Consider the following 25,756-nt stretch of genomic DNA (forward strand, 5'->3'; position numbering starts at 1 on the left):
GCATTTCTGCCCCTTTTTTTAACATTACTTGATGCGGGATAACAAGTCGGTAATCTTCACGCCTACCTCTGAGGTACCATTGAAGCCTGTGCCCGGTTTCATCGCCTTGAAATGTTCTTTTACCGCTGCATAGTCGGCTTTTGGAAGCGGTACATATTTCACTTCTTTCACCAGTTCTGGTGCGTTTTCAAGGTAATAATTTACGAAAGCTTTAACTTCTGGTTTGAATGCGGCTGAAGTTGCGTTCACGTATATGAAGATCGGACGAGACAACGGTTGATACGTTCCGTCCATCACAGTAGCTTCAGATGGCAAGACACCTTTACCACCTTCTTTGCTGACTACTGGCACCGCTCTTAATTTGTCTGTATTTTCAAGGTAATAAGCTAACCCGAAGTATGCCATTCCACCCACGTTACCGGCGGCACCTTGAACAAGTACATTATCATCCTCAGAGGGTGTGTAATCAGTTCTGCTGGATTTTGCTTTGCCATTGATAGCTTCGGTAAAGTAGTCAAAGGTACCTGAGGCAGTGCCAGGGCCATATAAATTGATTGCTTTGTCTGGGTAAGTGGCATTGACCTCTTTCCAATTTTTTACCTTAGAACCTGGTTCCCAGATTTTTTTCAATTCTGCAACGGTGATTTGTTTTACCCAGTCGTTTTTGCTGTTGACGACCACGGTTAACGCATCGTAAGCGATCGGCAATTCTATGAATTGCACGCCACCTTCTTTGCAGGCATCCATTTCTTTTTGTGAAATCGGGCGCGAAGCGTCTGAAATATCGGTTTCGCCACGGCAAAACTTTTTGAAGCCGCCGCCAGTACCCGATTCACCAACGGTGACTTTTACCCCTTTGGAACGTTGAAACTCTTCAGCCACAGCCTCAGTGATTGGGTAAACGGTGCTAGAGCCATCAATCTTGATGATTTTGTCCGCAGCGGCTGCTGTGTGTGAAAAGCTGAATGCTTGCGCAATCAGGGCGGCCATTAACGTGCTGCGGAACAAACGGGTTTTCATCTAGAGACTCCTGTGATTGTTATAATCAGTTGTGATGGACGAAATCATAAAAACTTAATATGACAGAAATGTGACAAAAAACAAAAAAGGCGCAGTCTGCGCCTGATTTTACTTACAGCAAGCTTTCACCAATGTGATAGGCAATGGCAGCCATGAGCGCTGCACAAGGGATGGTCAGCACCCAAGCCCATACAATCCGTGAAGCCAGTCCCCAGCGCACGGCCGTCATGCGACGCGACAACCCAACACCGACAATGGCGCCGGTAATGGTGTGCGTAGTCGAGACCGGGATGCCTAAGCTGGTGGCTAGAAACAAAGCAATCGAGCCGGAGGTTTGCGCGGCAAACCCGCCGGTAGGTCGAATTTTAGTGATCCCCATGCCCATGGTGCGTACAATCCGCCAGCCGCCAAACAGGGTGCCGAGGCCCATCGCCAGTTGGCAAGCAATTACCACCCAGAAGGGCACATGGAAATCGCCCTGCAAATAGCCGTTGGCAAACAGCAACACAGTGATGATCCCCATGGTCTTTTGTGCGTCATTGGCACCGTGGCCCAAGCTGAATAATGAGGATGAAATGAATTGCAGTTTATTAAAGCGGCTTTCGATTTTGTAGGGCGAGGATTTTTGGAACAGCCACATGATGCTAATCGAGAGTAACAGGGCGAGTAACATGCCAAACAGAGGTGACAAAATAATAGCAATCCCTGTGCTGATCAGCTTGCTGCCCAGAATCACGCCTTTGGTGCCGGAGTGCGCCATGCCCGCCCCAATCAAACCGCCAATAAGCGCATGCGAGGAAGAGGAGGGGATGCCAAACCACCACGTGATCACGTTCCAAGCGATGGCGCCAAACAAAGCACCAAAAACCACGGTGTTGTTGACGATGTTTGGGTCAATAATACCTTTGCCTACCGTGTCAGCGACATGCAAGCCAAAAAACATAAACGCGACAAAGTTGAAAAAAGCGGCCCAGATGACCGCCGCCTGTGGCGTGAGTAAACGTGTCGAAACCATGAGCGCAATCGAGTTGGCGGCATCATGAAAACCGTTCATGAAGTCAAAAATCAGGGCGACGATGACCAGTACCGCCATCACCAAAATGACATGATCCATGATGGTTTCCTAAATTCGCTCTAGCACAACGCCATGAATGACGTCCGCCACATCTTCACAGCTATCTACCGCCTCTTCAAACAGATCATACAACTGCTTGGAGCGGATCAGCGTGCGTGCATCATGGTCTTCTGAAAACAGTCTGTGCATGCCCGAGCGCATGATGTGATCAGCTTCCCCTTCGATTTTGCTGATCTCCTCACAGGTGCGCAAAATTCGCTCGGCGTTTTTCATGTCTGACAGCATGTGTACCGCGTCCTGCACTTTTTCTGCCGCGCGCAACAGGATTTGACCCAGTGCGACCATTTCAGGAGTAAATTTGCTATGGCCATAGATTTCGACGCTTTGCGGAATGGCTTCCATGTAGTCGATGATGTCGTCGAGCGCCATCGCTAACTCTCGAATCTCGCGGCGATCAAACGGGGTAATAAAGGTTTTGTGCAATGAGAGCAAGATTTCTTTGGTGTACTCATCCGCCTCAGATTCAATGTCACGAATGGCGGCAAAGTGTTTATGAAAGTCTGCCTGATCAACCACGGCTGCCATCAAGGCTAGCACTTTGGAGCCACGCACTGCGCAATCGGCCAAACGGTTAAATAGCACAAAATAGTTATCGTTTCTGGGGCTGATTGCGGCCATGATGCGACCAAAAGTGGCATTCGCCATGAGGAACTCCCTGCTACTGTTAAAGTTTTGTGACGATTATTTTACTATTTTGTGACAGTGATTGTGACAAAAATCTCACATTCTTGAGTCAATGCGGGCTGCTATTCGCGCTGAATCAGGGAGTGAGCTGCGGTATAATGTTGGTTTTTACATCGTTTAAATTGAGCCATGGAAGCCGAACACCTAAATGCTATTGCCAACGCGCTAAGCGATCTGAGCCAACGTCATCAAGCCCTTCGGGGGTATCTTTGACTACGAGAACAAACAGCAACGATTAGCGGAGGTGAATGGTCTGCTTGAAGATCCCAAGGTTTGGGACCAAGCAGAAAAAGCGCAAAATCTGGGTAAAGAAAAGCGCATGCTAGAAACCGTGGTCATGACGCTGGATGAGGTGCATCAATCCCTGTCTGACAGCCGTGAATTGTTTGAGATGGCGCGTGAAGAGAGCGATGACGACACCTTGTTGAGTGTGGAGACCGATACGCAAAAAATAGAAGCGACCATTGCAGCCATGGAATTCAAGCGCATGTTCTCGCAACCGATGGATGCCAACAACTGTTTTATCGAGTTTCAATCTGGCAGTGGCGGTACCGAAGCGCAAGATTGGGCTGGCATGCTCCTGCGCATGTATTTACGCTATGTCGAGCGTAAGGGATTTAAAGTTGAAGTGCTCGAAGAGTCCGAAGGCGATATTGCCGGCATTAAAGGCGCCTCGATTAAAGTGAGTGGCGATTATGCTTTCGGCACATTGCGCACCGAAAGTGGGGTGCATCGTTTGGTGCGTAAATCGCCTTTTGATGCTAACTCCAAACGGCATACCAGCTTCGCCAGCGTGCAGATTTTCCCCGAGGTGGATGACTCGATCGAAATTGAGATCAACCCGGCGGATTTGCGGATTGATACCTATCGTGCCAGCGGCGCCGGTGGTCAGCACATTAACAAAACGGATTCTGCGGTGCGCATTACCCACTTACCGACCGGTGTGGTGGTGCAATGCCAGAATGACCGCTCGCAGCACCGCAATAAAGAAGAGGCCATGAATATGCTCAAAGGGGCTTTATATAACCTTGAGTTGAGCAAACGTAACGAGGAAAAGCAAGCGCTGGAGGATGCCAAAACCGATATTGGCTGGGGACATCAGATCCGTAGTTATGTGCTTGATCAGGGGCGGATCAAAGATTTGCGCACCAATGTCGAAATTGGTAACACCCAAGGGGTGTTAGATGGTGATCTCGATCCATTCATCATGGAAAGTTTGAAGCAAGGGCTGTGATGTGAGGCTTAAGCGAGTGAAAAAGGCAGCGTATCGCTGCCTTTTTTATTGACCTGATACATCCGCTACACCATCCACATACCACCATCGCCCTTGTTCTCGCTTGAAACGACTGTGTTCAGTCAGTTGTTCTTTTTTTTGTTTGCCAGGCTGAAAGGTGGCCACAAATGCGACATAAGCGGTATCTGGTTCAGCGTGTTGATGTGACAATAACTGTAGCTTTAACCATTTAATACCGCTCAAGTCTTCTTGCGTCAGGCGAGTGGGGCGGGTGTCGAGGTGCCAAGTGTGCAAAATAAAGTCTGCTAACTTGAGTGCATAGGCACTGTAGCGGGCGCGCATTAAGCGCTCGGCATCCGGGGCGGCCAGTCCATCATGCAATGGCTGACAGCAGTCCTGATAAGGTTTTCCACTATGACATGGGCAAGGATTTTTCATGATGACTCGATGAAGGTGTGGGTGTGTAAAGTCTACAAGGTGCAACCGGATTAAAACAACGTCGCCTGCGCTGCCGGCGGCGCAGCCAATTGCTGATCGACATCAATCTCAAATATGCCGAGCTTACCCGGGCAGGGAATCAGTGTTAAGGGGGCGGCATCTGCAAACAAAAAACCATAGTAGCCGGGGTGCACGCCGGCAAATTGCATGCGTTGCTCATGACGGATGTTGGCTGGTAACGCCTCTGGCTTGCCACACCACACTAATCTTGCAATGCCCACCACGCCGCCATAGTCCAATTTATCTTGGTCCGGGATGGGGACATCGGAGTGCAACTTTAGGTATTGATAATAGGATTCATACAAACCTTTACTGGCATGTATGAGCAAGGGCCCGCGATATTGCGTAGCCCATGTTCGGTCATCTACCAGCAAATAGCCATTGGCAATCAGCCATGCGAACGGCTGCTTGAACGAGAGCGCCTTGAGCACCCCAGACGGCAATCCCATAGCTTTTGCGCGCGACATGCTTGGATCGCCAGATTCGTTTGATGGTCGATTGCCTATGGTCAGCTTAAGCGATTTCCCGTGTTTCCATAAACTGGATCTCTGGGTAGCGCTCTTGCGCCATTTGCAGGTTTACGCGATTGGGGGCCAGGTAGACATAATCATCTGCGCTATCGAGACCGACATTAAAGCCATATTTATCGGCAATCGCTTTCAAATCAGCATCGGAGCCTTTGAGCCAGCGTGCGGTGTAGCAATCAAACGGTTCAAACACCATGTCTACGCCGTACTCATGCTCTAGACGATGCGCAACCACGTCAAATTGCAGCATCCCTACCGCACCCAAAATGAGGTCATTGGATAATAGGGGGCGAAACAATTGCGCCGCACCTTCTTCGGACAACTGTTTGAGGCCGATTTGTAACTGTTTCATTTTCATCGGGTTTTTAATCCGCGCACGCCGGAAAAACTCTGGTGCAAACGATGGGATACCAATGAATTTAAGGGCTTCGTTTTCAGTAAAAGTGTCACCTAGTTTGATGGTGCCATGGTTTGGGATGCCGATAATGTCACCGGAATAAGCTTCATCCATGATGGTGCGGTCTTGCGCCATAAAAGTAATGGCATTGTTCACATTGAGCATTTTGCCTGAGGCAACTTGCTTGATTTTCATGCCGCGTTCAAATCGGCCGGAGCACACGCGTAGGAAGGCGATGCGGTCGCGGTGTTTGGGATCCATATTCGCTTGGATTTTGAATACAAAGCCGGCAAACTTGTCTTCATTGGCAGCCACTGCACGTGTGGCTGTGTTGCGTGCTTGTGGCGGGGGTGACAAGTCGACGACGGCGTCCAGCAAGGATTGCACACCAAAGTTATTGACCGCCGAGCCAAAAAATACCGGCGTTTGTTTACCGCTTAAATAACGTTCTTTGTTAAATTCGTTAGAAGCACCGCGCACCAACTCAATGTCTACGCGGAGCTCTTGGGCTTGATAGCCAATCAATTCATCCAGACGTGGATTATCAATGCCTTGAATGGTTTCTGAAGTGCCTTTTTCGGCACGCGGATCAAAAAACAGAATGCTGTCGGCGACCAGGTTATACACCCCGCGGAAGGTCTTGCCCATGCCGATTGGCCAGGTCATAGGCGCGCATTCCATGCCCAGCGTGGTTTCAATTTCGTCGAGCAATTCAATCGGCGCACGGCTTTCACGGTCAAGTTTGTTGATGAACGTGATAATTGGCGTATCGCGCATGCGACAAACATTCAATAATTTAATTGTTTGCGCCTCCACACCATTGACCGAGTCAATCACCATCACGGCAGAGTCGACCGCAGTCAGCGTGCGATAGGTGTCTTCTGAAAAGTCGTCGTGACCCGGGGTATCAAGCAGGTTGACCATGTGCTCACGGTATGGAAACTGCATCACAGAAGAGGTCACTGAAATGCCGCGTTGCTTTTCCAGCTCCATCCAGTCAGAGGTGGCATGACGCGCCGCTTTACGACCACGTACCTCACCAGCCACTTGGATTGCGCCACCAAACCACAACAATTTTTCAGTCAAGGTGGTTTTACCCGCGTCAGGGTGAGAAATGATAGCGAAGGTACGACGGCGTTCGACTTCTTGCTGCAAACTTGACATGAAAAAATAGCGCTTTGGAAAAAAGCGCTATTTTAACCTAATCAATGACTTGGCCGAATTATTTTCGCATCAGAAACCATGCTACTGCGGCAAACACAACCAAAATGATCAAACCTTCCAACATTCACCTCAGCTTAATTGACGGGTTGTTTCAATTGATCGAGGATGGCTGGGTTATCTAAGGTTGAAATATCCGAGGTGATTTCTTCACCTTTGGCTAAGCTGCGTAACAAGCGCCGCATGATTTTGCCGGAGCGGGTTTTGGGCAGATTGTCACCAAAACGGATTTCATCCGGCTTGGCGATCGGGCCAATTTCTTTGCCTACCCAGTCACGCAATTCAGCCACGATTTTTTTGGCTTCTTCACCTTCAGGGCGTTTGCCTTTGAGCACCACATAAGCCACCACTGATTCGCCTTTGATCGGATGTGGTTTGCCGACGACCGCTGATTCGGCCACTAAATGGTTGGCGACCAACGCGGATTCGATCTCCATGGTGCCTAAACGATGCCCTGAGACGTTGAGTACATCATCAATCCGCCCCATGATCGTAAAGTTGCCGGTTTCAGTATCCCGGATTGCGCCATCGCCCGCCAAGTAAAGCTGGCCTCCCAACTCTGCCGGAAAGTAACTGCTTTTGTAGCGCTCAGGGTCGTTGTAAATGGTGCGTATCATCGATGGCCAGGGTTTTTTAATCACCAGCAGGCCGCCATTGCCCCATGCAAGGTCGTTGCCGGCCTCATCCACCACGTCAATATCAATGCCGGGGAAGGGTAGCGTGCAAGAGCCGGGGACCAATGGTGTGGCACCAGGCAGCGGCGTAATCACGTGCCCGCCAGTTTCGGTCTGCCAGAACGTATCCACAATCGGACAGCGGTTGCCGCCGACTTGTTCGTAATACCACATCCAAGCTTCCGGGTTGATCGGTTCGCCGACGGTACCCAGCAAGCGCAGGCTGCCTAGGTCAAAGTGATTAGGATGGGTGGTAAAGTCGGTTTCACCCGCTTTAATCAACGAGCGTATCGCCGTCGGCGCAGTGTAAAACACACTGACTTGATGGCGTTGAATCATCTCCCAGAATCGACCGGCATTTGGAAACGTCGGGATGCCTTCAAACACCACTTGTGTGGCCCCCATGGCCAGCGGCCCATAGGTCACATAGCTGTGTCCGGTGATCCAGCCCACATCTGCAGTGCACCAGTAAATGTCCTCAGGTTTGATATCAAAGGTCCAGCGCATGGTGTTCATGGCATGCAGCAGATACCCTGCCGAGCTATGCTGCACGCCTTTGGGTTTGCCAGTAGAGCCTGAAGTGTAGAGTAAAAATAAAGGATGTTCGGCATCCACCATCACTGGCTCGCAAGTATCGTCTTTGCCAGCGATCAGGTCATGCCACCAGATACATTGATCATCCCAAGCGACTGCTTGGCCTGTTTTTTTAAACACCACCATGTGGCGCACGCTATCACAGCCGCCCATGGCAATGCCTTCATCGACCGCTTGCTTGAGCGGTAAGGTTTTGCCGCCACGATATTGGCCGTCTGACGTGATGACTGCCACCGCCCCAGCGTCGATAATACGTTCGTTGAGACTTTTAGCAGAGAATCCACCAAAGACGACAGAGTGAATCAAGCCGAGGCGGGCGCATGCTTGCATGGCGACGATGGCCTCAATGCCCATAGGCAGGTAGATGATGACACGGTCACCTTTGACCAGTTGCAGCGACTTCAGCCCATTGGCAAATTGACAGACTTGGTGATACAGATCTTTGTAGGTGACATTTTTAATATCGCCGTTATCTGCCTCAAAAATGATGGCGGTTTTGTTCGGAATCGTTGCTAGGTGTTTGTCTAAGCAGTTCGCCGACACATTTAATTCACCATCTTCAAACCATTTGAAAAAAGGCGCGTTGTCTTGATTCAGTGTTTTGGTGAACGGTTTGTGCCAAATCAACAGCTCGCGCGCCAGATTGGCCCAGAATCCTTCATAATCCTCTGCCGCAGCTTGGCACAATCGTTGATATTCCTGCATGCTCGCCACGGCGGCCTGACTGGCAAAAGCCTTGTCCGGCGCAAACACGCGGTGTTCATGAAGTACAGATTCGATAGACATAGCAACCCCCAAAAAACAATGCTAAAAATGTAAAGTGCAAAACAAGATGGTGAGCGAACCTCAGGTATTATTATTCTGGTTCTAAATTGATAAACTCTCCGAGCACGCAACGCATCACAAGAGCGAAAAACCCATGCAATACCTTGCCCAAATTCTAACAGAAAAGCAGGTCCCGTCTACAGAGCGCGCCTATTTGCTGCATGCCGCAGCCTGTAGCCCATTTTTTGCTAGATTCGTTACAAAACACACAGATTTTATATCTGATTTGTTAGATAACTTATATAAGACATATAAGACTGAAGATGTTAACGCTCTGTTTCTATGTGCAAAAAATCTTGAAGAACCTGCTTTTTTGCAACAAATCAGGTTGATCCGGCAACGCTTGATGGCGCACATGATTGTCCGTGACCTCAATGGTTTGGCCGATTTTGCTGAGGTGGTTGAGACCACCAGTGCGCTGGCAGAGTCCGCGATCTCGGCTGCCGTTGATTTTTATCACCCACGCTTAGCCGAAACCTATGGCGCTCCGCGAGATGCCAGTGGGCAGGCGCAACAATTGATTGTGGTGGGAATGGGCAAATTGGGCGGACGCGAACTCAATGTGTCTTCTGATATTGACCTCATTTTTGCCTATGAGCACGAGGGTGCGACCGATGGCGAAAAGTCTATCAGCAACCAGGATTTTTTCACCCGTTTGGGAAAAAAAGTCATTGCTGCGCTAGACGACGTCACCGCTGACGGTTTTGTGTTTAGGGTGGACATGCGCTTGCGACCCTTCGGCTCAGAAGGGGCTTTGGTCTGTAATCTGGATGCGCTTGAAGACTATTACCAGAATTATGGTCGCGAGTGGGAGCGCTATGCGTGGATCAAAGGGCGCGCGGTGCATGGGCCGGGTGCCGCCTTAAGCAAGTTGATGAAGCCGTTTGTGTTTCGTAAATATCTAGACTTTAATGCCTACGCCTCCATGCGAGATCTCAAAATACAGATTCAACGTGATGTGGTGCAGCGTCGCTTAACCAATAACATTAAACTTGGCCGTGGCGGTATCCGCGAAGTAGAGTTTATTGCGCAGGTATTCCAGTTGATCCGAGGCGGGCAAGTCCCTGACTTGCAGATCAAGCCCACGCTGGCGGTACTGGATTGCTTGGTCGCACGCGGCATGTTGCCTCGCCCGGAAGTAGAGGCTTTAAAAGTCAGTTATGTCTATCTGCGTAACCTCGAACACCGATTGATGTACATTGATGACCAGCAGACGCAGGATTTGCCTGATTCAGAGACTTACCGTGCCTATTTGCTGCAAATGCTCGGGCATGCAGATTGGGACAGTTTCATGGCTGAACTCAATAATCATCGCGACCTAGTGCAGCGCTTTTTTGACGACACTTTCAAAGACGAACAAACGCATGATTTGCAGCAAGAAACTGCACTGTGGCAGGGCACACTCGCCTCTGCGGAGGCCGAACAATGGCTGCAACAACAAGGCTACACCCGCGCCAGTGATCTCAGGCACATATTGCAGCAAACCCGCAACAGTCAAAAAATCCAGCAATTGCCTGAGCAAAGCCGTCGTCGTTTGGATCAACTGATGCCTTTACTACTGCGTGAAGCTGCGCAGCAACAATCGACCACGCCAGATACGGCCCTGATTCGAACACTTGATTTATTAGAGAGTATTTGTCGTCGTGCCAGCTATTTGGCTTTGCTGGCAGAGTTTCCTGATGCATTGGCGCTGGTCGTCAAACTGTGTGCGGCCAGCCCGTGGATTGCGCAATACGTCTCTGCGCATCCTGTTCTGCTAGACGAGCTGCTTAACAAACAAACCTTGTTCAAGCGCCTAGATGCAGCTCAGTTAAAAGCTGAACTCACGCATCACATGCAGCAACTGGCAGGTGACGTTGAGGCACAGATGGATGCGATGCGCCATTTTAAGCATGCCAATGTGCTTAAAATTGCGGCACAAGACTTAATGACAGCGTTACCACTGGAGTCGATCTCAGATGATTTGAGTGCGTTGGCAGAGGTGATTCTACAAGTGAGTGTGCAAACGGTGTGGCAAAACGTGTCGTTCAAACATCGTGATTTGCCACTCTTTAGTGTGATTGGCTATGGCAAACTGGGCGGGAAAGAGCTAGGGTATCTGTCTGATTTAGATATCATTTTTCTCTATGACGATGCGGCAGAGACCGCGCAAGATATTTACGCCCGATTTGCGCAGCGGTTGAATACTTGGTTTAACACCTTGACCAATGCCGGATTGCTTTACGAAACTGATTTGCAACTACGTCCCGATGGCAACAGCGGTTTGCTGGTGAGCACGGTGCAAGCATTCGCCGCCTATCAAGCGCAAAAAGCCTGGGTCTGGGAGCATCAAGCCATTACACGTGCGCGGTTCGTGGCAGGTGATACTGCGATCGGGCTGGCGTTTGAAAAAATTCGTCATCAAATCATCTCTCAGCCGCGGCCAGCGGCAACGTTGAAGCGCGACATTACGCAGATGCGCGAAAAAATGCGCGAGGCCCATAAACCCAAAGCCCACCAGTTTGAGGTCAAGCAGGGGCTAGGCGGCATTATTGATGTTGAGTTTATTGTGCAGTATTTGGTGCTCGCGCATGCCGCCCAGCATGCTAGCTTGACTGAGAATGTCGGTAATATTGCCTTATTGCAACGCTGCGCCCAGTTAGGATTGATTGCCTCCAGCGTGCTGGCGACGCAGGTGGCGGATGCCTATCGGGCTTACCGCACCTTGATTCATCATGCGAAATTGCAAGGGACGGAGGCGGTGGTGCCAGAGGATGAACTGCAAGCAGAGCGACTAGCAGTCACGCAGTTATGGCATGCGCTGTTTGCTGAGCCTGTTTAGATATCATCCTCAGGCAAGCGCTTGCGCGCACTCAACCGGTCTGTGTCACAGACCACCAGATTGCGCCCGGATTGTTTGGCTAAATACAGCGCCAGATCTGCATGTTTATAAAGCAATTCATAGGCATACATGTTCTCCGAGGCGTATGCAATCCCAATGCTCACGGTGGTGTGATAGCTTTGCGTGAGTGCTGGCGTATGAAAAGATAGCTCAGCAATGCTGATGCGAATGCGTTCGGCGATCACGCGCGCTTCATCTATTTTGGTGTTTGGCAGCAACACCGCAAACTCTTCGCCACCAAGTCTGCCGAGCAGATCTTTTTCTCGAATGGTTTTTTCGATGGTTCTAGCGCACGCAATCAACACCCGATCCCCTTGGGGGTGGCCATAGGTGTCGTTAATATGTTTAAAAAAATCGATATCCAGCATTAAAAAACACAGTGGCTCACCTAAATGATCTGCTTGTTTTAAGATGGCTTTGGCGCGGTTATAAAAAGAATGGCGATTCGGAACCTGTGTCAGGCTGTCTATGGTCGCTTCTTTTTCGGCTTTCTCTTTAGCCCGTTGTAGTTCACGGGTCCTGACCTTTACCTGATCTTCGAGCGATTGATTCAAACTGTGCATGTCATCCCGAAATTTCAACAGGCTACCCGCCATACTTTTGAAGAGTTTGGCTAGCTTGCCGATTTCATTATCTAGATGGTCAGGCAACGGCAATACACTGTCAGGAATCTTGTCATAATGCCGGCCCTCAATGGCGCTGGAGGCCTCCATAAAACGCTCTAGCGGCTTGACCACTTTTTTTACCATGACCAGATAGAGCATGATGAGCTCAATCACCAATGCCAAAACACTCAGCAGTAAAATGAACTTGGCGGCTTTGAGCGAGGGCGATGAAAGGAGTGATTTGGGGTAGACCGTGACAAACCACCAGCCGGGGCCCTCGATTTTGCTAGTGGCCAAAAACGCATCTTCTGACTCCTCGATAAAGTAATTCGTTTGTTTTTTTTGAATCTTGGCATGCAAGGTGTGAAAGTACTGCATGAGTTGTTGGTCTTTGAGTTGAGAGATCATCAACATGCCCCGCGTGTTGTCCATCTCTTTAATTTTGGTGGGATGCGCAATCAACCTTCCATCTTCCCTGAAGATGAAGTTGTATGTGCCTGACAAATGGTCATTGAACACCCGGTCAAACAGGTCGTTAAGCAAAATATCATGGCCAATATTCAGGGTATTGGTTGGTGTGATATCGATGGGGGTTTCCAGAGAGACCATCCAATCCAGTGCGGTGGGGTCGTAGTAAAGACCCGTCCATACGCTTTTGCGCTCCGGATTATTTTGCGGTGTGGTGATATATACCCACTCTTCACTCAGTACATTGAGTTTACTGGTCGCGTTGTCCGCCCATCGCACCCCAGGCCAATACACAATATTGACGTTCTCAGGCATGGAGACGTACAGATTGGCAAACTGTTGCGTCCAAGCTGCGCCGAAATGGTCGACCATGGTGTAGGCGAGTAGCAGTTTTTTCCTGAAGGTGCGGTCTTGTATCGGCGCGCGGTTGCCGATATAGGCCGTTACATCCTGACTGATCAAGCCAGACAGGTTGTAATAGCCATCGTAGGCTTTTTTTTGTAGGTGGATTGTCTGGTCGGGCCTTTGTTCAAACACTTGCCAAAAATAGGGGTCGTTGTAAAAAAAGTCGCGCTGCCAGTGCGCAAGAAAGCGTGCCCTGAAGATTTGATGATTCGATTCAGCTAACTTAAAAATGGCGCTCTCGCGTTGGCCGCGCTCTTGAATGTAGTGTTCAAGGCCATCAATGGTGGCGCTCACCAGCGTCTCATAGATATGCCAGTAGGTGAGGGCACTGACTACAACGATGACAATGCTTACCCTGGCGGCCATTTGCAACATCACATCTAAGGTCAGTGACTGCTTGTGATTTTTAAATGAAAAATGCATGTTGAAAGCGGTTGGTGATTGGCGAGTGCAGCGCGTGGTGGCATCCAACGCAGTCAGGGTATCGGAGAGTGTTGAGGATCACGTACGTCGTTCTGACCTTATATTTATATGGTTAATTTTTGTATAAATCAGCCTCTGATAAGGATTCCAAGGCTGCTTTTGGCGTACCTTACTCTTGCGCTTGCCTAGAAGCAATGGTTGCGTGGAGCTAAATGTAGCTCGGGTTATAAAATGCGCAGGAGTGTGCTGATTTTGTTGAAAAGCACTAGCCATTGACGTTTTTCGGCAATATCGACTGGTCTTATCAAGAGGAAGCGCCCGCTGTTTTTAGCAGGCGTGATGGTGTTAGCAGCCCCAGCGTAAGCCGACTGTATGCACAGGACTGTCCCAGTGTTGTTGGATCTCATCATCCAGCAAGCAGACTGTCAGTGATGCCCCCGCCATATCAATGGCTGTGGTGTAATTCCCTACCAAGCTGCGGGTGATTTGAAAGCCTTGGGCTGTCAGCAACTTGGCGGCGGTGTTGTAGATAAGATACAACTCCATGAGAGGGGTGGCACCCAAGCCGTTCACCAGCAGTAAGATGTTGCCTTGGGTGGGTAATTGTTTGGCAGCAAAGTCATGCACAATGGCGGCGACCATGTCGGCAATGATCGCATCAGCGTCACGGATCGGCTCACGTCGTCTGCCGGGCTCGCCATGAATGCCAACGCCCATTTCAATTTCGCTATCACTGATATCAAACGTGGGTCGCCCAGCCGCGGGGACTGTGCAGCTGGTTAAAGCCACCCCGATACTGGAAGTGCGTTGATTAATCTTGTCGCCTAGCGCTTTGCAACTGGCGAGGTCTGCCCCAGACTCGGCCAGACTACCGACGCATTTTTCAACAATCACGGTCCCTGCAACCCCCCGACGGCCAGTGGTGTAGGTGCTATTTACAACGGCGCAATCATCTGCAGTGAGCACTGTGGCATGGGCGAACGGCAGCATTTCAGCGGCCATTTCAAAATTCATCACATCACCGGCATAATTTTTCACAATGAATAGGACGCCTTGGCCGGCATGGACGGCTTCTGCTGCCGCCAACATCTGGTCTGGAGTAGGGGAGGTGAAGACTTGGCCGGGACAGGCTGCATCTAGCATTCCTTTGCCAACATAGCCTGCATGTAGAGGCTCATGGCCTGACCCGCCTCCAGAAATCAATGCGACCTTGTTTTGTGCTTTATGCTTGCGCGCGATGAATGTGGGTTCAAGCTGCAGCTCGACCAAGTCATGATGTGCCGCCGCAAAGCCAGACAAACTCTCTGTGAGCATGTGGTCAACATGATTCAAAAATTTTTTCATGAGTCACTCCGAAATAGATGGTGCTTAAACTTAAAAGAGTAGTGTTTAGGGAGAGGGCTGGTTGGATGGGTCGTTCAGTACTTGATCGCATACGGCGTGGATCATGACTTGGCAGCTTTTTGCGCCCGCATCCAAGTGGCCAATCACGCGCTCACCCAGGCCAGATGCGCGCCCTTTAGTGGCTAACATGCTGCGCGTAGATTCTAGGCCCTCGCTCGCGACTTGCTTGAGTATCACAGCGATCTCCTGTGTAGATTTGCCTTGTGCCGCTAGACTATTAAACTGTTCAGCCACCGGGATCAGCACATCCAGCATGGTTTTTTCGCCAGCTTGCGCTTTGCCGCGCTGCATGATCGCTTGTACGCCTGCGTCAAATGCAGCGGCAATGTGCATTGCTGAATCGGGGGCATTCACTTTCAGTGTCTTGCTCATCCCGATGAAAAAACTCGCAAACAGCGGCCCAGATGCCCCCCCAATGGTGCTTAATAATTTCATGCCGATGCTATTTAATGCATCCACCAGCGGGAGTTTGGTTAAGGTTTCGCCGAGACCTGCAATAGCCTCGCAGCCGCGCTTCATATTGATATAGTGATCCCCGTCGCCAATGTCACGATCTAGGCATTCGATATCCGCTTCGTTGGCGAGAATGGCAGTGCGAACAGCGAATACGTAATGCGTTAATTGTTCACTATTGATCATGTTGAAGGCCTTTAAAAAAACGTGATGATACTGAGTATTTACATGGCGAATCGGTAGGTAAGCCTGATTTTATGCCAGCAGAGTAGGCGTTTTTGCAGGTTGCGTTTAAAATAGCGCCGCTGTCCTCGTGGTGAAACAGGATATCACCAGCCCCTCCTAAGGGCTAGTTTCAGGTTCGAGTCCTGACGGGGACACCCGCTACACTTCAAAGCCTTAAGTGCTTGAAAGTAATTGATTAAAGCGCTATAATTTTGGATTGACTTTTTTGTCAATTAACTTAATTGCCATCACATTGGGTGCCCTAAGGGGTGTTTTTGATGGCATTTTTATGAATAACCCTTTGAATTGAAAGACTAAATCATGTCAGTGACTATGCGTCAAATGTTGGAGGCTGGTGTTCACTTTGGCCACCAAACTCGTTACTGGAACCCGAAAATGGCAGAGTTCATCTTCGGTGACCGTAACAAAATCCATATTGTAAACCTTGAAAAAACCCTGCCTCTGTTCGAAGAAGCACAAAAGTACGTGCGCACATTGGCGGCAAACAAGGGCCGTATTTTGTTCGTGGGCACTAAGCGTCAAGCCCGTGACATCGTGAAAGAAGAAGCGCAGCGCGCAGGTTGTGCATACGTCAATCACCGTTGGTTGGGTGGTATGCTGACTAACTTCAAAACTGTAAAACAATCTATCAAACGCCTGAATGACTTCGAAGCGATGATGCTCGATGGCACCATCGAAAAATTTGGTAAAAAAGAAGCGTTGGGCATCAAGCGTGAAATCGAAAAGTTGGAGCGCTCTATCGGTGGTATCCAAGAAATGGGCGGTTTGCCTGATGCGATTTTTGTGATCGACGTTGGTCATGAAAGCGGCGCGATTACTGAAGCGCGTAAATTAGGTATTCCAGTGATTGGTATCGTAGATACGAATAACTCTCCAGATGGCATCACTTACGTGATTCCTGGTAACGATGACTCCTCACGCGCTATCCGTTTGTATGCACGTGGTATGGCTGATGCTGTACTGGAAGGTCGTGCAAACGCGATTTCTGAAATCGTAAAAGCGGCTCAGGAAGAAACTGCGCCAGCAGCTGAGGCTGTTGCCGAGTAATTCTCGCGGGCTAGAAAAGGGGGCGCATCGCCCCTTTTTCTATTGTATTTAGCATCTGGCTGTCATACAGCCTTTGTATACTGAAAATATCTACGACGACTGCGTTAGTTGTCGCACAAAAGGAGCAAAAAATGGCTGAAATTACCGCAAGCATGGTGAAGGATCTACGTGAGCGCACCGATGCCCCGATGATGGACTGTAAAAAAGCATTGACCGAAGCAGAGGGCGATATGGCCCGTGCAGAAGAAATTCTGCGTGTCCGTTTCGGTAACAAAGCAAGCAAAGCTGCCGGCCGCGTTGCAGCCGAAGGTACAGTCGGCATTAGCATTTCTGCAGATGGCAAATTGGGCACACTGATTGAAGTGAACTCAGAAACAGACTTCTGCGCGAAAAATGAAGAGTTTCTTAAATTTGTAAGCGACTTGGCACAAACTGTGAACGAAAATAACCCAGCGGATATCGAGGCGGTGGGTGCTTTGCCATTGCGTGGCGAAACGGCCGAAGCAGTGCGCGCACAATTGGTGGGTAAAATTGGTGAAAACATCACACCACGTCGTTTTGTACGCACGGCTGCACAAGGGCAGTTGTTTAGTTATGTGCACGGTAGCAGAATTGGCGTGTTGCTGGACTTAGTTGGTGGCGACGAAGCCTTGGGTAAAGACATTGCCATGCACATTGCGGCAGCAAAACCAAAATCATTGGATGCGAGCGGAGTGGATGCAGCTTTGATTGAAGCTGAGCGTCGTGTGGCAATTGAAAAAGCCAAAGAAGCTGGCAAGCCAGAAGCGATGTTGGAAAAAATCGCAGAAGGTACCGTACAGAAGTTTTTGAAAGAAGTGACTTTGTTGAGTCAAGCTTTTGTAAAAGACGACAAACTGAGCATCGAGCAACTGCTGAAATCAAAAGGCGCAAGCGTTGCTTCTTTCAGCATGTATGTAGTGGGTGAAGGCATTGAGAAGGCAGTGGTTGATTACGCTGCTGAAGTCGCTGCTGCAGCAAAAGTTTAATCGGCTTTTTTGCGGGTACTCTCAAAAAGTGGAATCTTCGGATTCCACTTTTTTTATGCCTGAATCAGGCTGAATGCGCCAAAGAAAGCACGTTTTGTGATTAAATAGGCACATTTTGAGTTTGGGAAAATAATCATGGCACAACCTGTTTTCAAGCGCATATTACTCAAGTTATCTGGTGAGGCGCTGATGGGCGACGATGCTTATGGCATTAATCGTGAAACGGTGACGGCGATCGTGGCGCAAGTCAAAGAGATCGTTAACATGGGCGTGCAAGTTGGTATTGTGATTGGTGGTGGAAACATATTTCGTGGCGTGGCACCTGCCGCCGAAGGCATGGACAGGGCAACGGCGGATTATATGGGCATGTTAGCCACTGTCATGAATGCCATGGCATTGCAAGATGCGATGAAGCATGCGGGCGTGGCAGCGAGGGTGCAGAGTGCGCTCAATATTGAAGCCGTGGCTGAACCTTATATTCGCGGCAAAGCAATACGCTATCTCGAAGAAGGCAAAGTGGTCATTTTTGGTGCTGGCACGGGCAATCCGTTTTTTACAACCGATACTGCCGCTGCATTACGCGGTGTTGAAATTGATGCAGAGATTGTACTAAAAGCCACCAAAGTTGATGGTATTTATACCGCAGATCCGAAAAAGGACCCGACCGCGACGCGCTATGATATGGTTTCTTATGACGAAGCGATCAACAAGAATTTAAAAGTCATGGATGCGACAGCCTTTACGCTGTGCCGTGACCAGAAAATGCCGATTGCGGTGTTTAGTATATTTAAAGAAGGTGCGTTGAAGCGTGTGATCTTGGGTGAGAACGAAGGCACGCGTGTGATGGCCTAGGCCTGCACTAGAAACATTGGAGATGACGATGGTTGAAGACATTAAAAAATCTGCTGAGCAGAAAATGCACAGATCGCTGGAAGCGTTAAAAACTGATTTAGCCAAAATTCGCACAGGCCGTGCGCACACTGGCTTGTTGGATCATGTGATGGTTGAGTATTACGGCTCGATGGTCGCAGTGAGTCAGGTCGCGAATATTAACTTGGGCGATGCGCGTACTTTGAATGTGCAGCCTTATGAAAAAAATATGATCTCGAAGGTTGAAAAAGCCATTCGTGATTGTGATCTTGGTTTAAACCCTGCGACCAACGGTGATTTGGTGCGTGTGCCGATGCCGATGCTGACCGAGGAGCGTCGCCGTGATTTGACTAAGATCGTGCGCACAGAGGGCGAAGGTGCAAAAGTGGCGATCCGCAACGTTCGCCGCGATGCCAACGATGCCTTGAAAAAACTCATCAAAGACAAGGCGATTTCTGAAGATGATGAGCGCCGTGCACAAGAGGAAGTACAGAAAATGACCGATAAGGCTGTGGCCGAAGTCGATAAAATTTTGCAGCAAAAAGAAATAGATTTGATGGCGGTTTAACCGCTATCGAGGGAATCAGGGATCGATTTGGGTTTATTTTCCAGTTCTACAAAGCAAGTTCCACCTATTCAGGATCTGCCGCAACATGTGGCAGTGATTATGGATGGCAATGGCCGTTGGGCAAAAAAGCGTTTTTTACCCCGTGTCGCCGGCCACCAACGTGGACTGGAATCTGTGCGTGCGCTGGTGAAAGCCTGTGTCAGGCTTGATATCCAATATTTGACCCTGTTTGCCTTTAGCAGTGAAAATTGGCGACGCCCCCCAGAAGAAGTGACTTTTTTAATGAGCCTTTTTCTGGAGGCGCTGGACCGTGAAGTCAGAAAGCTGCATGAAGCCAATGTGATATTAAAACTGATTGGCGACCGCAGTTCATTTAATCCCACCCTGCAGCAAAAAATGCTTGAAGCCGAGCAACAAACGGCGGGCAATACTGGTTTGACCCTTACCATTGCAGTGAATTATGGTGGTCGTTGGGATGTGGTACATGCCTTCAACCAATTGTTAAAAGATAAAGGCGCCGTCACCGAGGTGACTGAATCCGATTTGACGCCGTATTTATCTATGCCGTATGCGCCTGAACCGGATTTGTTTATCCGCACCGGTGGCGAAACCCGTATTAGCAACTTTTTGCTATGGCAATTAGCTTATACTGAGCTGTATTTTACGCCTACCTTATGGCCTGACTTTGACGATGCAGCATTTGAGGCGGCATTGACCTCCTATCAGCAACGCGAAAGACGCTTTGGCCGCACCAGCGAGCAGTTAAGCACCGATAGCGGCACCTCTTAAGTACACTATGTTAAAAACCAGAATTATCACTGCCATTGTGTTGCTTGGCTTGTTTTTGCCGGCATTGTTTTATTTACCGCTAATGGCCTGGGCTGCGGTGATGCTGGCGTTGACGCTGGTATGCTTGCGTGAATGGGCAGGTTTTTTGCAATTGAATGACACGCAAACCCGCAATTATCTCATCGTGTCGGCTGTGACAGGGGCTGGCTTATTGGGGTTGTTACAGCAATTTGGGTTTCACTGGTTTTTTTATGTTGCCCTGAAAGTGTTTGCCGTGGTCACCCTCTTTTGGCTTTTCATGGTGCCAGTTGCGCTTTATTTAAACACCTTTTTCAAACATAAAGTATTGAATCTTTTTATTGGTTGGGGCTTGATGCTGTCTTTGTGGCTGGCCTTGGTTACCGCTAAAGAAGTGAACCCTTTTGTGTTGCTGGTGATTATCTCGACCATTTGGCTGGCGGATAGTGCTGCTTACTTTGCGGGCAAGCAATTCGGTCGCCATAAATTGGCGCCTGCAATCAGCCCGGGCAAGACTTGGGAAGGCGTGGCGGGTGCCTTGCTCGCGGTCGCTTTGTATGCCGTTGCCTTAAAAATGAGCGGAACGATTGCCACATGGTGGGTATTGCCGGGCTTATGGGCGGTGACGATTGCTGGGATTTATGGGGACTTGTTCGAATCATTTTTTAAGCGGCGGGCAAATTTAAAAGACAGTGGCCAGTTTTTACCCGGACACGGTGGCCTGCTAGATCGTGTAGATGGCGTTATTCCAGCATTACCCATCGGTATGTGCTTGTTGTTTTGGTTTCATTACTGGCAACAGGTTTATTCGTTTTAAGAGGTTAATTTGCAATACGTCACCATACTCGGCAGCACCGGCACCATCGGCCAGCAAACACTGGATGTGATTTCACAACATCCTGGCCGTTATGGCGTGTTCGCGCTGACAGCGCATCATAATGTGAATGCGATGTTGCAGCAGTGTGCGCAATATCAACCGCGTTATGCAGTGATGCAAGATGAAGACGCAGCGCAGTTGTTACGCGCGCGCATGCAGGCTGAGCAGCTCAATGTCGAGGTGCTTGCTGGTGTGGATGGCCTGACAGAAGTCGCCGCGCATCCTGAGGTCGCTGTGGTGATGGCTGCAATCGTGGGGGCTGCGGGTTTGTTACCTGCATTAGCTGCTGCGAAGGCAGGCAAGAAAATCTTGTTAGCCAATAAAGAAACGCTGGTGATGGCAGGCCAATTGTTCATGGATGCGGTGAAACAAGGCCAAGCCACTTTGCTGCCCATTGATAGTGAACACAATGCTATTTTTCAGGTGATGCCCAAGCACGCTTACAACGATTTAAGCGACGTGGGTGTGAACCAGATTATTTTAACGGCCTCTGGTGGACCCTTTCGCGGCTACACCCATGCACAGTTGCAAGACGTCACCCCCGCGTTGGCACTAAAACATCCCAACTGGGTGATGGGCGCAAAAATCACCATTGACTCATCCACCTTAATGAATAAAGGCCTAGAGGTGATTGAAGCGCATTGGTTATTCAATGCCCGCCCCGAGCAAATAGAGGTCGTTGTGCATCCGCAGAGTGTGATTCACTCGATGGTTTCATATGTGGATGGCAGTATTTTGGCGCAGTTAGGTAATCCTGACATGCGCACACCGATTGCGTATGGCTTGGCATACCCTGAGCGCATCACTTCTGGCGTCAAACCGCTCAGCTTGCTCGACATCGCTAAACTCGAGTTTGAAGCCCCAGACACTGTGCGTTTTCCTTGTTTAAGGTTAGCGTATGATGCACTCGCGGCAGGGGGAACAGCCCCAGCCATTTTGAATGCTGCCAACGAAGTGGCTGTGGCGGCATTTTTAAATGATCAGATCCGATATCTGGATATTCCACGCTTACTAGAAGAGGCGTTGCAGCACATCGTGGCGGCCCCCGTGCAATCGATTGAACAATTACTCACTGTCGACGCGCAAGCGCGCGCATTGCTGACACAACTTATTTCCAACTTACCTACTACGCCTTTACGCAAGGCTGTCAGCGCATGACCTCGGTCTGGGCATTTATTGTCGCGATTGGGGTACTGGTCACCATCCATGAGTTTGGCCATTATCTGGCTGCCCGTAGCTGCGGTGTGCGCGTCCTCAAATTCTCTATTGGTTTTGGTAAACCCATCTTCAAGTATCAAGCAAACGTGCAAGCCACCGAATGGGTATTGTCTTGGATTCCATTAGGCGGTTACGTCAAAATGCTTGATAGCCGGGAAACGGATGGCCCACAGACTTCAGCATCTGACAAAGTTTGGATTCATGCCTTTGATCACCAATCCATAGCGGCAAAGATGTGGATCGTCTTTGCTGGACCCTTAGCAAATTTATTGCTGGCATTTGTGTGCTACTGGGGTTTGATCGCGCAAGGTGAAGTGGGCCTTAAGCCATACATCGGCCCCATAGAGCAGGGCTCGCTGGCGTCCATGGCCAAGCTCCGCCAGGGGGATTTAATCATTATGTTGGATGGCAAGTCAGTGGGGACTTGGCAGGACGCCCAATGGCAATTACTCGAAAAATGGGTCAGTCATCAAGCAGTGTCTGTGGTCACCAAAACGCCGCAAGGTGAGGTGCATCAGCATGTGTTGCCGCTGAATCAGTTGGCTGGTGAGCCGGATGGTGACGTCATGCAGAAAACCGGCTTGTCTGTATTGATGCCTGTCGTGCCGGCGGTGATTGGTGAGGTGATGGCGGGTTCAGTCGCTGCGCAAAGCGGCTTGCAGGCAGGCGATCGTATTGTGCAAGTGAACCAAAAGCCGATTGCTGACTGGCAGCAATTTGTGAAACTGGTGCGCGCGAGTCCGGCGCAACCTTTAAAAATAGCGTATCAACGCGGTGAACGGCTGATACAAGCCAAAATAGTGCCAGAAGCTATACAACAGGCCGGGCAAAAGGTCGGTCGCCTGGGGGCAGCCGTCAATATGGACGCAGTTGATTTAACACCTTACCAAGTGGTCCGTCATTACACGGCCTCGCAAGCGGCTGTGCGCGCCTTGGTCAAAATGCAAGAAACCATTACCTTCACCTTGAAGATGCTGTGGAAAATGGTCACAGGTGAAGCCTCACTAAAAGCGATTAGCGGACCAGTGAGTATTGCGGACGCAGCAGGGGAGTCAGCCGGAATGGGACTCAAGCCTTACATTGGCTTCATCGCCTTGCTCAGCATCAGTATTGCAGTCATGAATCTGCTGCCGATTCCAGTATTGGATGGCGGTCATTTGTTGTATCATATGGCGGAATTGATTCGAGGAGAACCACTACCCGACAAGGTGCTGGCCATTGGGCAGCGTCTGGGGTTAGGGTTATTGGGGGCATTGATGTTCATTGCTTTTTTTAATGACATTAATCGTTACCTGATAGGTTGAAAGCATAGTTAATGAGAATAAAATCAAGTTCTAAATGGTGGTTGTTTTTGTTGGCGGGTGCCATGCACCTCAACGCGTATGCCGCAGAACCTTTTGTCATCACCGATATCCGTGTTGAAGGCTTGCAGCGGACCGAACCAGGGACCGTGTTTAACTATCTGCCGATGCAGGTAGGTGACGTCATGAGTGACGAAAAAGCTGCGCAGGCGATCAAGTCGCTCTATGCCACGGGCTTTTTCAAGGATGTTCGCATTGAAAATGAAGGAGATGTGTTGGTCGTGACCGTGCAAGAACGTCCTTCTGTCACCCAGATTGACTTCAGCGGTAATAAATCCTTCCAGACCGATAAAATTAAAGATGGCTTGAAACAGATTGGCATTGCAGAGGGACAGATTTTTGATAAATCCCAATTAGACAGAGCCGAGCAAGAAATCAAGCGTCAATACCTCTCCCAAGGCAAGTATAGTGCAGAAGTCAAAGCCACTGCCAGCCCGTTGGAGCGCAACCGTGTTGCGATTCGTTTTGAAATCACAGAAGGGCCTGCGGCTAAAATCCGTGATATCAACATTGTTGGCAACCATTTGTTTAAGACAGAAGATCTGCGCGCCAATTTTTTGCTGACCACGCCCAACTGGATGAGTTGGTGGAATAAGGATGATCAGTATTCAAAGCAAAAGCTGACCGCCGACCTCGAGGCCTTGCGCTCATTTTATATGAACCAAGGCTATCTGGAGTTTTCCATTGATTCCACACAAGTTTCTATCTCACCAGACAAGCGTGATGTGTACATTACCGTCAACCTGACAGAGGGTGAGAAATACAACATTAGCAAAACTAAGCTTGCCGGCGACCTATTGTTGCCTGAGGAAGACTTGCGCAAGTTGATTAATATTCAAGATGGCGAAGTGTTTAGCCGCCAGAAGGTGACTGACGCCAGCAAAAATATGAACGAAAAGCTGGGTGAAGAGGGCTATGCGTTTGCCAATGTCAATGCCGTGCCAGAAATAAACAAGCTGGAACACACCGTTGCTTTTACTTTCTTTGTTGATCCGGGTCGTAAAGTGTATGTGCGACGTATCAATGTACAAGGCAACACGCGCACACGCGACGCCGTTGTGCGCCGTGAAATGCGCCAACTTGAATCTGCTTGGTATGCCGGCGATAAAATCAAACGCTCTAAAGAGCGTATTCAGCGCCTCAACTTCTTTGACTCCGTCGAATTAGAAACACCGTCTGTACCGGGCATCAACGATCAGGTGGACATGAACGTCACCGTGGCAGAAAAAGCCACTGGTAGCGTGCAGTTTGGTGCCGGTTTATCGAGTAGTGATGGTGTCGTGCTGGGGTTTAACGTGAACCAGCCTAACTTCTTGGGTACCGGTAATCGTGTCGCATTGCAGGTCAATACCAGCAGCTTCAATACCGTCTATTCTCTGTCATACACAGATCCTTATTTCACGCCTGATGGGATCAGTCGTGGTTTTGACATCTACCGCCGAGATGTTGACACCAGTCGCCGCAATAGCACGACACTCAACGTAGGTAGTTACAATAGCCAGTCTTATGGCGTGGGGATGCGTTTCGGCATGCCGATGTCCGAAATGGATTTTATCAGTGCCGGCGTGACACTTGATTTTACTGATGTCGAATTATCGAGCAGCAGTCCTATTCAATACTTGCGTTTTTGCGGTAATAACAGTGGTTGTAGCAGTAACTCGATTGTGACTAACTTAGGCTGGACCTACGACTCGCGTGACAACATCCTGTTCCCGCGTCGTGGGGTATTACAGCGCCTGTCTGGTGACCTTTCATTACCAGGCTTGGATTTGCAATATTACAAGATTAGTTATCAACATAGCTGGTACAAAGATTTAGGCAAAGACTTCACGCTGATGCTCAACGGTGAGGCGGGATACGCAGACAGCTATGGTGGAAAAAAATATCCATTCTTTAAAAACTTTTATGCCGGTGGTGTGAACAGTGTACGTGGTTTCCTGAACTCATCGCTTGGGCCACGTGACATTAACCCAAGTTCAGGCGCTGATTTCGCTGTCGGTGGCACCAAACGCTTCGTCGGTAACGTTGAATTATTTATGCCGGTGCCTTTTGTGTCGCAATCCAATCAGTTCCGCTTAAGTGCATTTGTGGATGGCGGCGGTGTATACGGAGAAAATGATTCGATTAACTCTGAATATCTAAGATTCTCCACCGGTGTGGGCGTGACTTGGGTATCGCCGTTTGGTCCATTGAAGCTGGTGTTGGCTAAACCGCTCAACGACAAAAATTATGATGACACGCAAGTGTTGCAATTCCAGTTCGGGCAACAATTCTAATGTATCAACCACAATTAATGCTGAACGGTTG

21 protein-coding genes are annotated in these 25,756 nt (G+C 49.4%); 11 read left to right on the forward strand and 10 right to left on the reverse strand.

Going from position 1 to position 25,756, the window contains the following annotated elements; genetic code table 11:
• Positions 1-24: 24 nt before the first annotated feature.
• The 3 genes from FIT99_RS04445 to FIT99_RS04455 form a co-directional block, all read right to left on the reverse strand.
• Positions 25-1,020, reverse strand: a complete 996-nt coding sequence (locus FIT99_RS04445) for a PstS family phosphate ABC transporter substrate-binding protein (protein WP_140003187.1) — start codon at positions 1,018-1,020, stop codon at positions 25-27.
• 112 nt (positions 1,021-1,132) lie between these two features.
• On the reverse strand, positions 1,133-2,134 hold the full coding sequence (locus FIT99_RS04450) for an inorganic phosphate transporter (RefSeq protein ID WP_140003188.1): 1,002 nt from the start codon (positions 2,132-2,134) through the stop codon (positions 1,133-1,135).
• Positions 2,135-2,143: 9 nt separating this feature from the next.
• A complete protein-coding gene (locus tag FIT99_RS04455) occupies positions 2,144-2,800 on the reverse strand; it encodes a DUF47 domain-containing protein (RefSeq protein WP_140003189.1) in 657 nt (218 codons plus the stop codon).
• A 168-nt stretch (positions 2,801-2,968) separates the two neighbouring features.
• Between FIT99_RS04455 and prfB the strand changes: the two genes are divergently transcribed.
• A protein-coding gene (gene prfB / locus FIT99_RS04460; protein ID WP_140003190.1) for a peptide chain release factor 2 occupies positions 2,969-4,073 on the forward strand; the annotation gives its coding sequence in 2 pieces (ribosomal slippage) (positions 2,969-3,049 and positions 3,051-4,073; 1,104 coding nt in all).
• 45 nt (positions 4,074-4,118) lie between these two features.
• Here the strand turns inward: prfB and FIT99_RS04465 are convergent.
• The 4 genes from FIT99_RS04465 to acs all read right to left on the reverse strand — a co-directional run bounded on the left by FIT99_RS04465 (position 4,119) and on the right by acs (position 8,770).
• Positions 4,119-4,511: a YchJ family protein gene (locus FIT99_RS04465; RefSeq protein ID WP_140003191.1), complete on the reverse strand. Its 393-nt coding sequence runs from the start codon at positions 4,509-4,511 to the stop codon at positions 4,119-4,121.
• A gap of 50 nt (positions 4,512-4,561) precedes the next feature.
• The gene (locus FIT99_RS04470; RefSeq protein ID WP_223261283.1) at positions 4,562-5,038 is read right to left on the reverse strand and encodes an ASCH domain-containing protein; all 477 of its coding nucleotides are present in this window, start codon (positions 5,036-5,038) and stop codon (positions 4,562-4,564) included.
• Between the two features lie 46 nt (positions 5,039-5,084).
• Positions 5,085-6,659, reverse strand: a complete 1,575-nt coding sequence (locus FIT99_RS04475) for a peptide chain release factor 3 (protein ID WP_140003192.1) — start codon at positions 6,657-6,659, stop codon at positions 5,085-5,087.
• Between the two features lie 134 nt (positions 6,660-6,793).
• Positions 6,794-8,770: an acetate--CoA ligase gene (acs, locus tag FIT99_RS04480; RefSeq protein ID WP_140003193.1), complete on the reverse strand. Its 1,977-nt coding sequence runs from the start codon at positions 8,768-8,770 to the stop codon at positions 6,794-6,796.
• 133 nt (positions 8,771-8,903) lie between these two features.
• Between acs and glnE the strand changes: the two genes are divergently transcribed.
• On the forward strand, positions 8,904-11,630 hold the full coding sequence (gene glnE / locus FIT99_RS04485; RefSeq protein WP_140003194.1) for a bifunctional [glutamate--ammonia ligase]-adenylyl-L-tyrosine phosphorylase/[glutamate--ammonia-ligase] adenylyltransferase: 2,727 nt from the start codon (positions 8,904-8,906) through the stop codon (positions 11,628-11,630).
• On the opposite strand, the gene FIT99_RS04490 is transcribed toward glnE, so the two are convergent.
• From FIT99_RS04490 to dhaL, 3 genes are all read right to left on the reverse strand, one after another.
• Positions 11,627-13,591, reverse strand: coding sequence for a diguanylate cyclase (locus FIT99_RS04490; RefSeq protein WP_140003195.1), 1,965 nt, complete (start codon positions 13,589-13,591; stop codon positions 11,627-11,629). The two genes, glnE and FIT99_RS04490, sit on opposite strands and share 4 nt — an antisense overlap.
• 345 nt (positions 13,592-13,936) lie before the next feature.
• Positions 13,937-14,935, reverse strand: a complete 999-nt coding sequence (dhaK, locus tag FIT99_RS04495) for a dihydroxyacetone kinase subunit DhaK (protein WP_140003196.1) — start codon at positions 14,933-14,935, stop codon at positions 13,937-13,939.
• Positions 14,936-14,980: 45 nt separating this feature from the next.
• Positions 14,981-15,634 (reverse strand): dihydroxyacetone kinase subunit DhaL, encoded by a 654-nt coding sequence (gene dhaL, locus FIT99_RS04500; protein WP_140003197.1) that lies wholly within the window; start codon positions 15,632-15,634, stop codon positions 14,981-14,983.
• A gap of 360 nt (positions 15,635-15,994) precedes the next feature.
• Here dhaL and rpsB point away from each other — a divergent pair, with 360 nt between their 5' ends.
• From rpsB to bamA, 9 genes are all read left to right on the forward strand, one after another.
• Positions 15,995-16,741, forward strand: coding sequence for a 30S ribosomal protein S2 (gene rpsB / locus FIT99_RS04510; RefSeq protein ID WP_140003198.1), 747 nt, complete (start codon positions 15,995-15,997; stop codon positions 16,739-16,741).
• Positions 16,742-16,872: 131 nt separating this feature from the next.
• Positions 16,873-17,748 carry a translation elongation factor Ts gene (gene tsf / locus FIT99_RS04515; RefSeq protein ID WP_140003199.1) on the forward strand — a complete coding sequence of 292 codons (876 nt, stop codon included), beginning with the start codon at positions 16,873-16,875 and terminating at the stop codon, positions 17,746-17,748.
• 135 nt (positions 17,749-17,883) lie between these two features.
• Complete coding sequence (gene pyrH / locus FIT99_RS04520) at positions 17,884-18,600, forward strand: UMP kinase (RefSeq protein ID WP_140003200.1); 717 nt, start codon at positions 17,884-17,886, stop codon at positions 18,598-18,600.
• A gap of 22 nt (positions 18,601-18,622) precedes the next feature.
• The gene (gene frr / locus FIT99_RS04525) at positions 18,623-19,186 is read left to right on the forward strand and encodes a ribosome recycling factor (protein WP_396652219.1); all 564 of its coding nucleotides are present in this window, start codon (positions 18,623-18,625) and stop codon (positions 19,184-19,186) included.
• A 27-nt stretch (positions 19,187-19,213) separates the two neighbouring features.
• A complete protein-coding gene (uppS, locus tag FIT99_RS04530; protein ID WP_140003202.1) occupies positions 19,214-19,975 on the forward strand; it encodes a polyprenyl diphosphate synthase in 762 nt (253 codons plus the stop codon).
• A 7-nt stretch (positions 19,976-19,982) separates the two neighbouring features.
• The gene (locus FIT99_RS04535; RefSeq protein ID WP_140003203.1) at positions 19,983-20,810 is read left to right on the forward strand and encodes a phosphatidate cytidylyltransferase; all 828 of its coding nucleotides are present in this window, start codon (positions 19,983-19,985) and stop codon (positions 20,808-20,810) included.
• 9 nt (positions 20,811-20,819) lie between these two features.
• The gene (ispC, locus tag FIT99_RS04540) at positions 20,820-22,028 is read left to right on the forward strand and encodes a 1-deoxy-D-xylulose-5-phosphate reductoisomerase (protein WP_140003204.1); all 1,209 of its coding nucleotides are present in this window, start codon (positions 20,820-20,822) and stop codon (positions 22,026-22,028) included.
• Positions 22,025-23,392, forward strand: coding sequence for an RIP metalloprotease RseP (rseP, locus tag FIT99_RS04545; protein ID WP_140003205.1), 1,368 nt, complete (start codon positions 22,025-22,027; stop codon positions 23,390-23,392). The genes ispC and rseP overlap by 4 nt, the downstream gene beginning before the upstream one ends.
• A 62-nt stretch (positions 23,393-23,454) precedes the next feature.
• Positions 23,455-25,725: an outer membrane protein assembly factor BamA gene (bamA, locus tag FIT99_RS04550; protein ID WP_140004643.1), complete on the forward strand. Its 2,271-nt coding sequence runs from the start codon at positions 23,455-23,457 to the stop codon at positions 25,723-25,725.
• The last annotated feature ends 31 nt before the right edge of the window (positions 25,726-25,756 follow it).

This window comes from Methylophilus medardicus (assembly GCF_006363955.1).
Lineage (GTDB): Bacteria > Pseudomonadota > Gammaproteobacteria > Burkholderiales > Methylophilaceae > Methylophilus > Methylophilus medardensis.

Excerpts from the sequence above, each read along its gene's own strand:
- rpsB (WP_140003198.1), top strand. The coding sequence starts at position 15,995 with ATGTCAGTGACTATGCGTCAAATGTTGGAGGCTGGTGTTCACTTTGGC.
- glnE (WP_140003194.1), top strand. The coding sequence starts at position 8,904 with ATGCAATACCTTGCCCAAATTCTAACAGAAAAGCAGGTCCCGTCTACA.
- FIT99_RS04470 (WP_223261283.1), bottom strand. The coding sequence starts at position 5,038 with ATGTCGCGCGCAAAAGCTATGGGATTGCCGTCTGGGGTGCTCAAGGCG.
- FIT99_RS04450 (WP_140003188.1), bottom strand. The coding sequence starts at position 2,134 with ATGGATCATGTCATTTTGGTGATGGCGGTACTGGTCATCGTCGCCCTG.
- frr (WP_396652219.1), top strand. The coding sequence starts at position 18,623 with ATGACGATGGTTGAAGACATTAAAAAATCTGCTGAGCAGAAAATGCAC.
- FIT99_RS04455 (WP_140003189.1), bottom strand. The coding sequence starts at position 2,800 with ATGGCGAATGCCACTTTTGGTCGCATCATGGCCGCAATCAGCCCCAGA.
- FIT99_RS04490 (WP_140003195.1), bottom strand. The coding sequence starts at position 13,591 with ATGCATTTTTCATTTAAAAATCACAAGCAGTCACTGACCTTAGATGTG.
- FIT99_RS04465 (WP_140003191.1), bottom strand. The coding sequence starts at position 4,511 with ATGAAAAATCCTTGCCCATGTCATAGTGGAAAACCTTATCAGGACTGC.
- pyrH (WP_140003200.1), top strand. The coding sequence starts at position 17,884 with ATGGCACAACCTGTTTTCAAGCGCATATTACTCAAGTTATCTGGTGAG.
- FIT99_RS04475 (WP_140003192.1), bottom strand. The coding sequence starts at position 6,659 with ATGTCAAGTTTGCAGCAAGAAGTCGAACGCCGTCGTACCTTCGCTATC.
- FIT99_RS04535 (WP_140003203.1), top strand. The coding sequence starts at position 19,983 with ATGTTAAAAACCAGAATTATCACTGCCATTGTGTTGCTTGGCTTGTTT.
- rseP (WP_140003205.1), top strand. The coding sequence starts at position 22,025 with ATGACCTCGGTCTGGGCATTTATTGTCGCGATTGGGGTACTGGTCACC.
- dhaK (WP_140003196.1), bottom strand. The coding sequence starts at position 14,935 with ATGAAAAAATTTTTGAATCATGTTGACCACATGCTCACAGAGAGTTTG.
- tsf (WP_140003199.1), top strand. The coding sequence starts at position 16,873 with ATGGCTGAAATTACCGCAAGCATGGTGAAGGATCTACGTGAGCGCACC.
- dhaL (WP_140003197.1), bottom strand. The coding sequence starts at position 15,634 with ATGATCAATAGTGAACAATTAACGCATTACGTATTCGCTGTTCGCACT.
- bamA (WP_140004643.1), top strand. The coding sequence starts at position 23,455 with ATGCACCTCAACGCGTATGCCGCAGAACCTTTTGTCATCACCGATATC.
- FIT99_RS04445 (WP_140003187.1), bottom strand. The coding sequence starts at position 1,020 with ATGAAAACCCGTTTGTTCCGCAGCACGTTAATGGCCGCCCTGATTGCG.
- acs (WP_140003193.1), bottom strand. The coding sequence starts at position 8,770 with ATGTCTATCGAATCTGTACTTCATGAACACCGCGTGTTTGCGCCGGAC.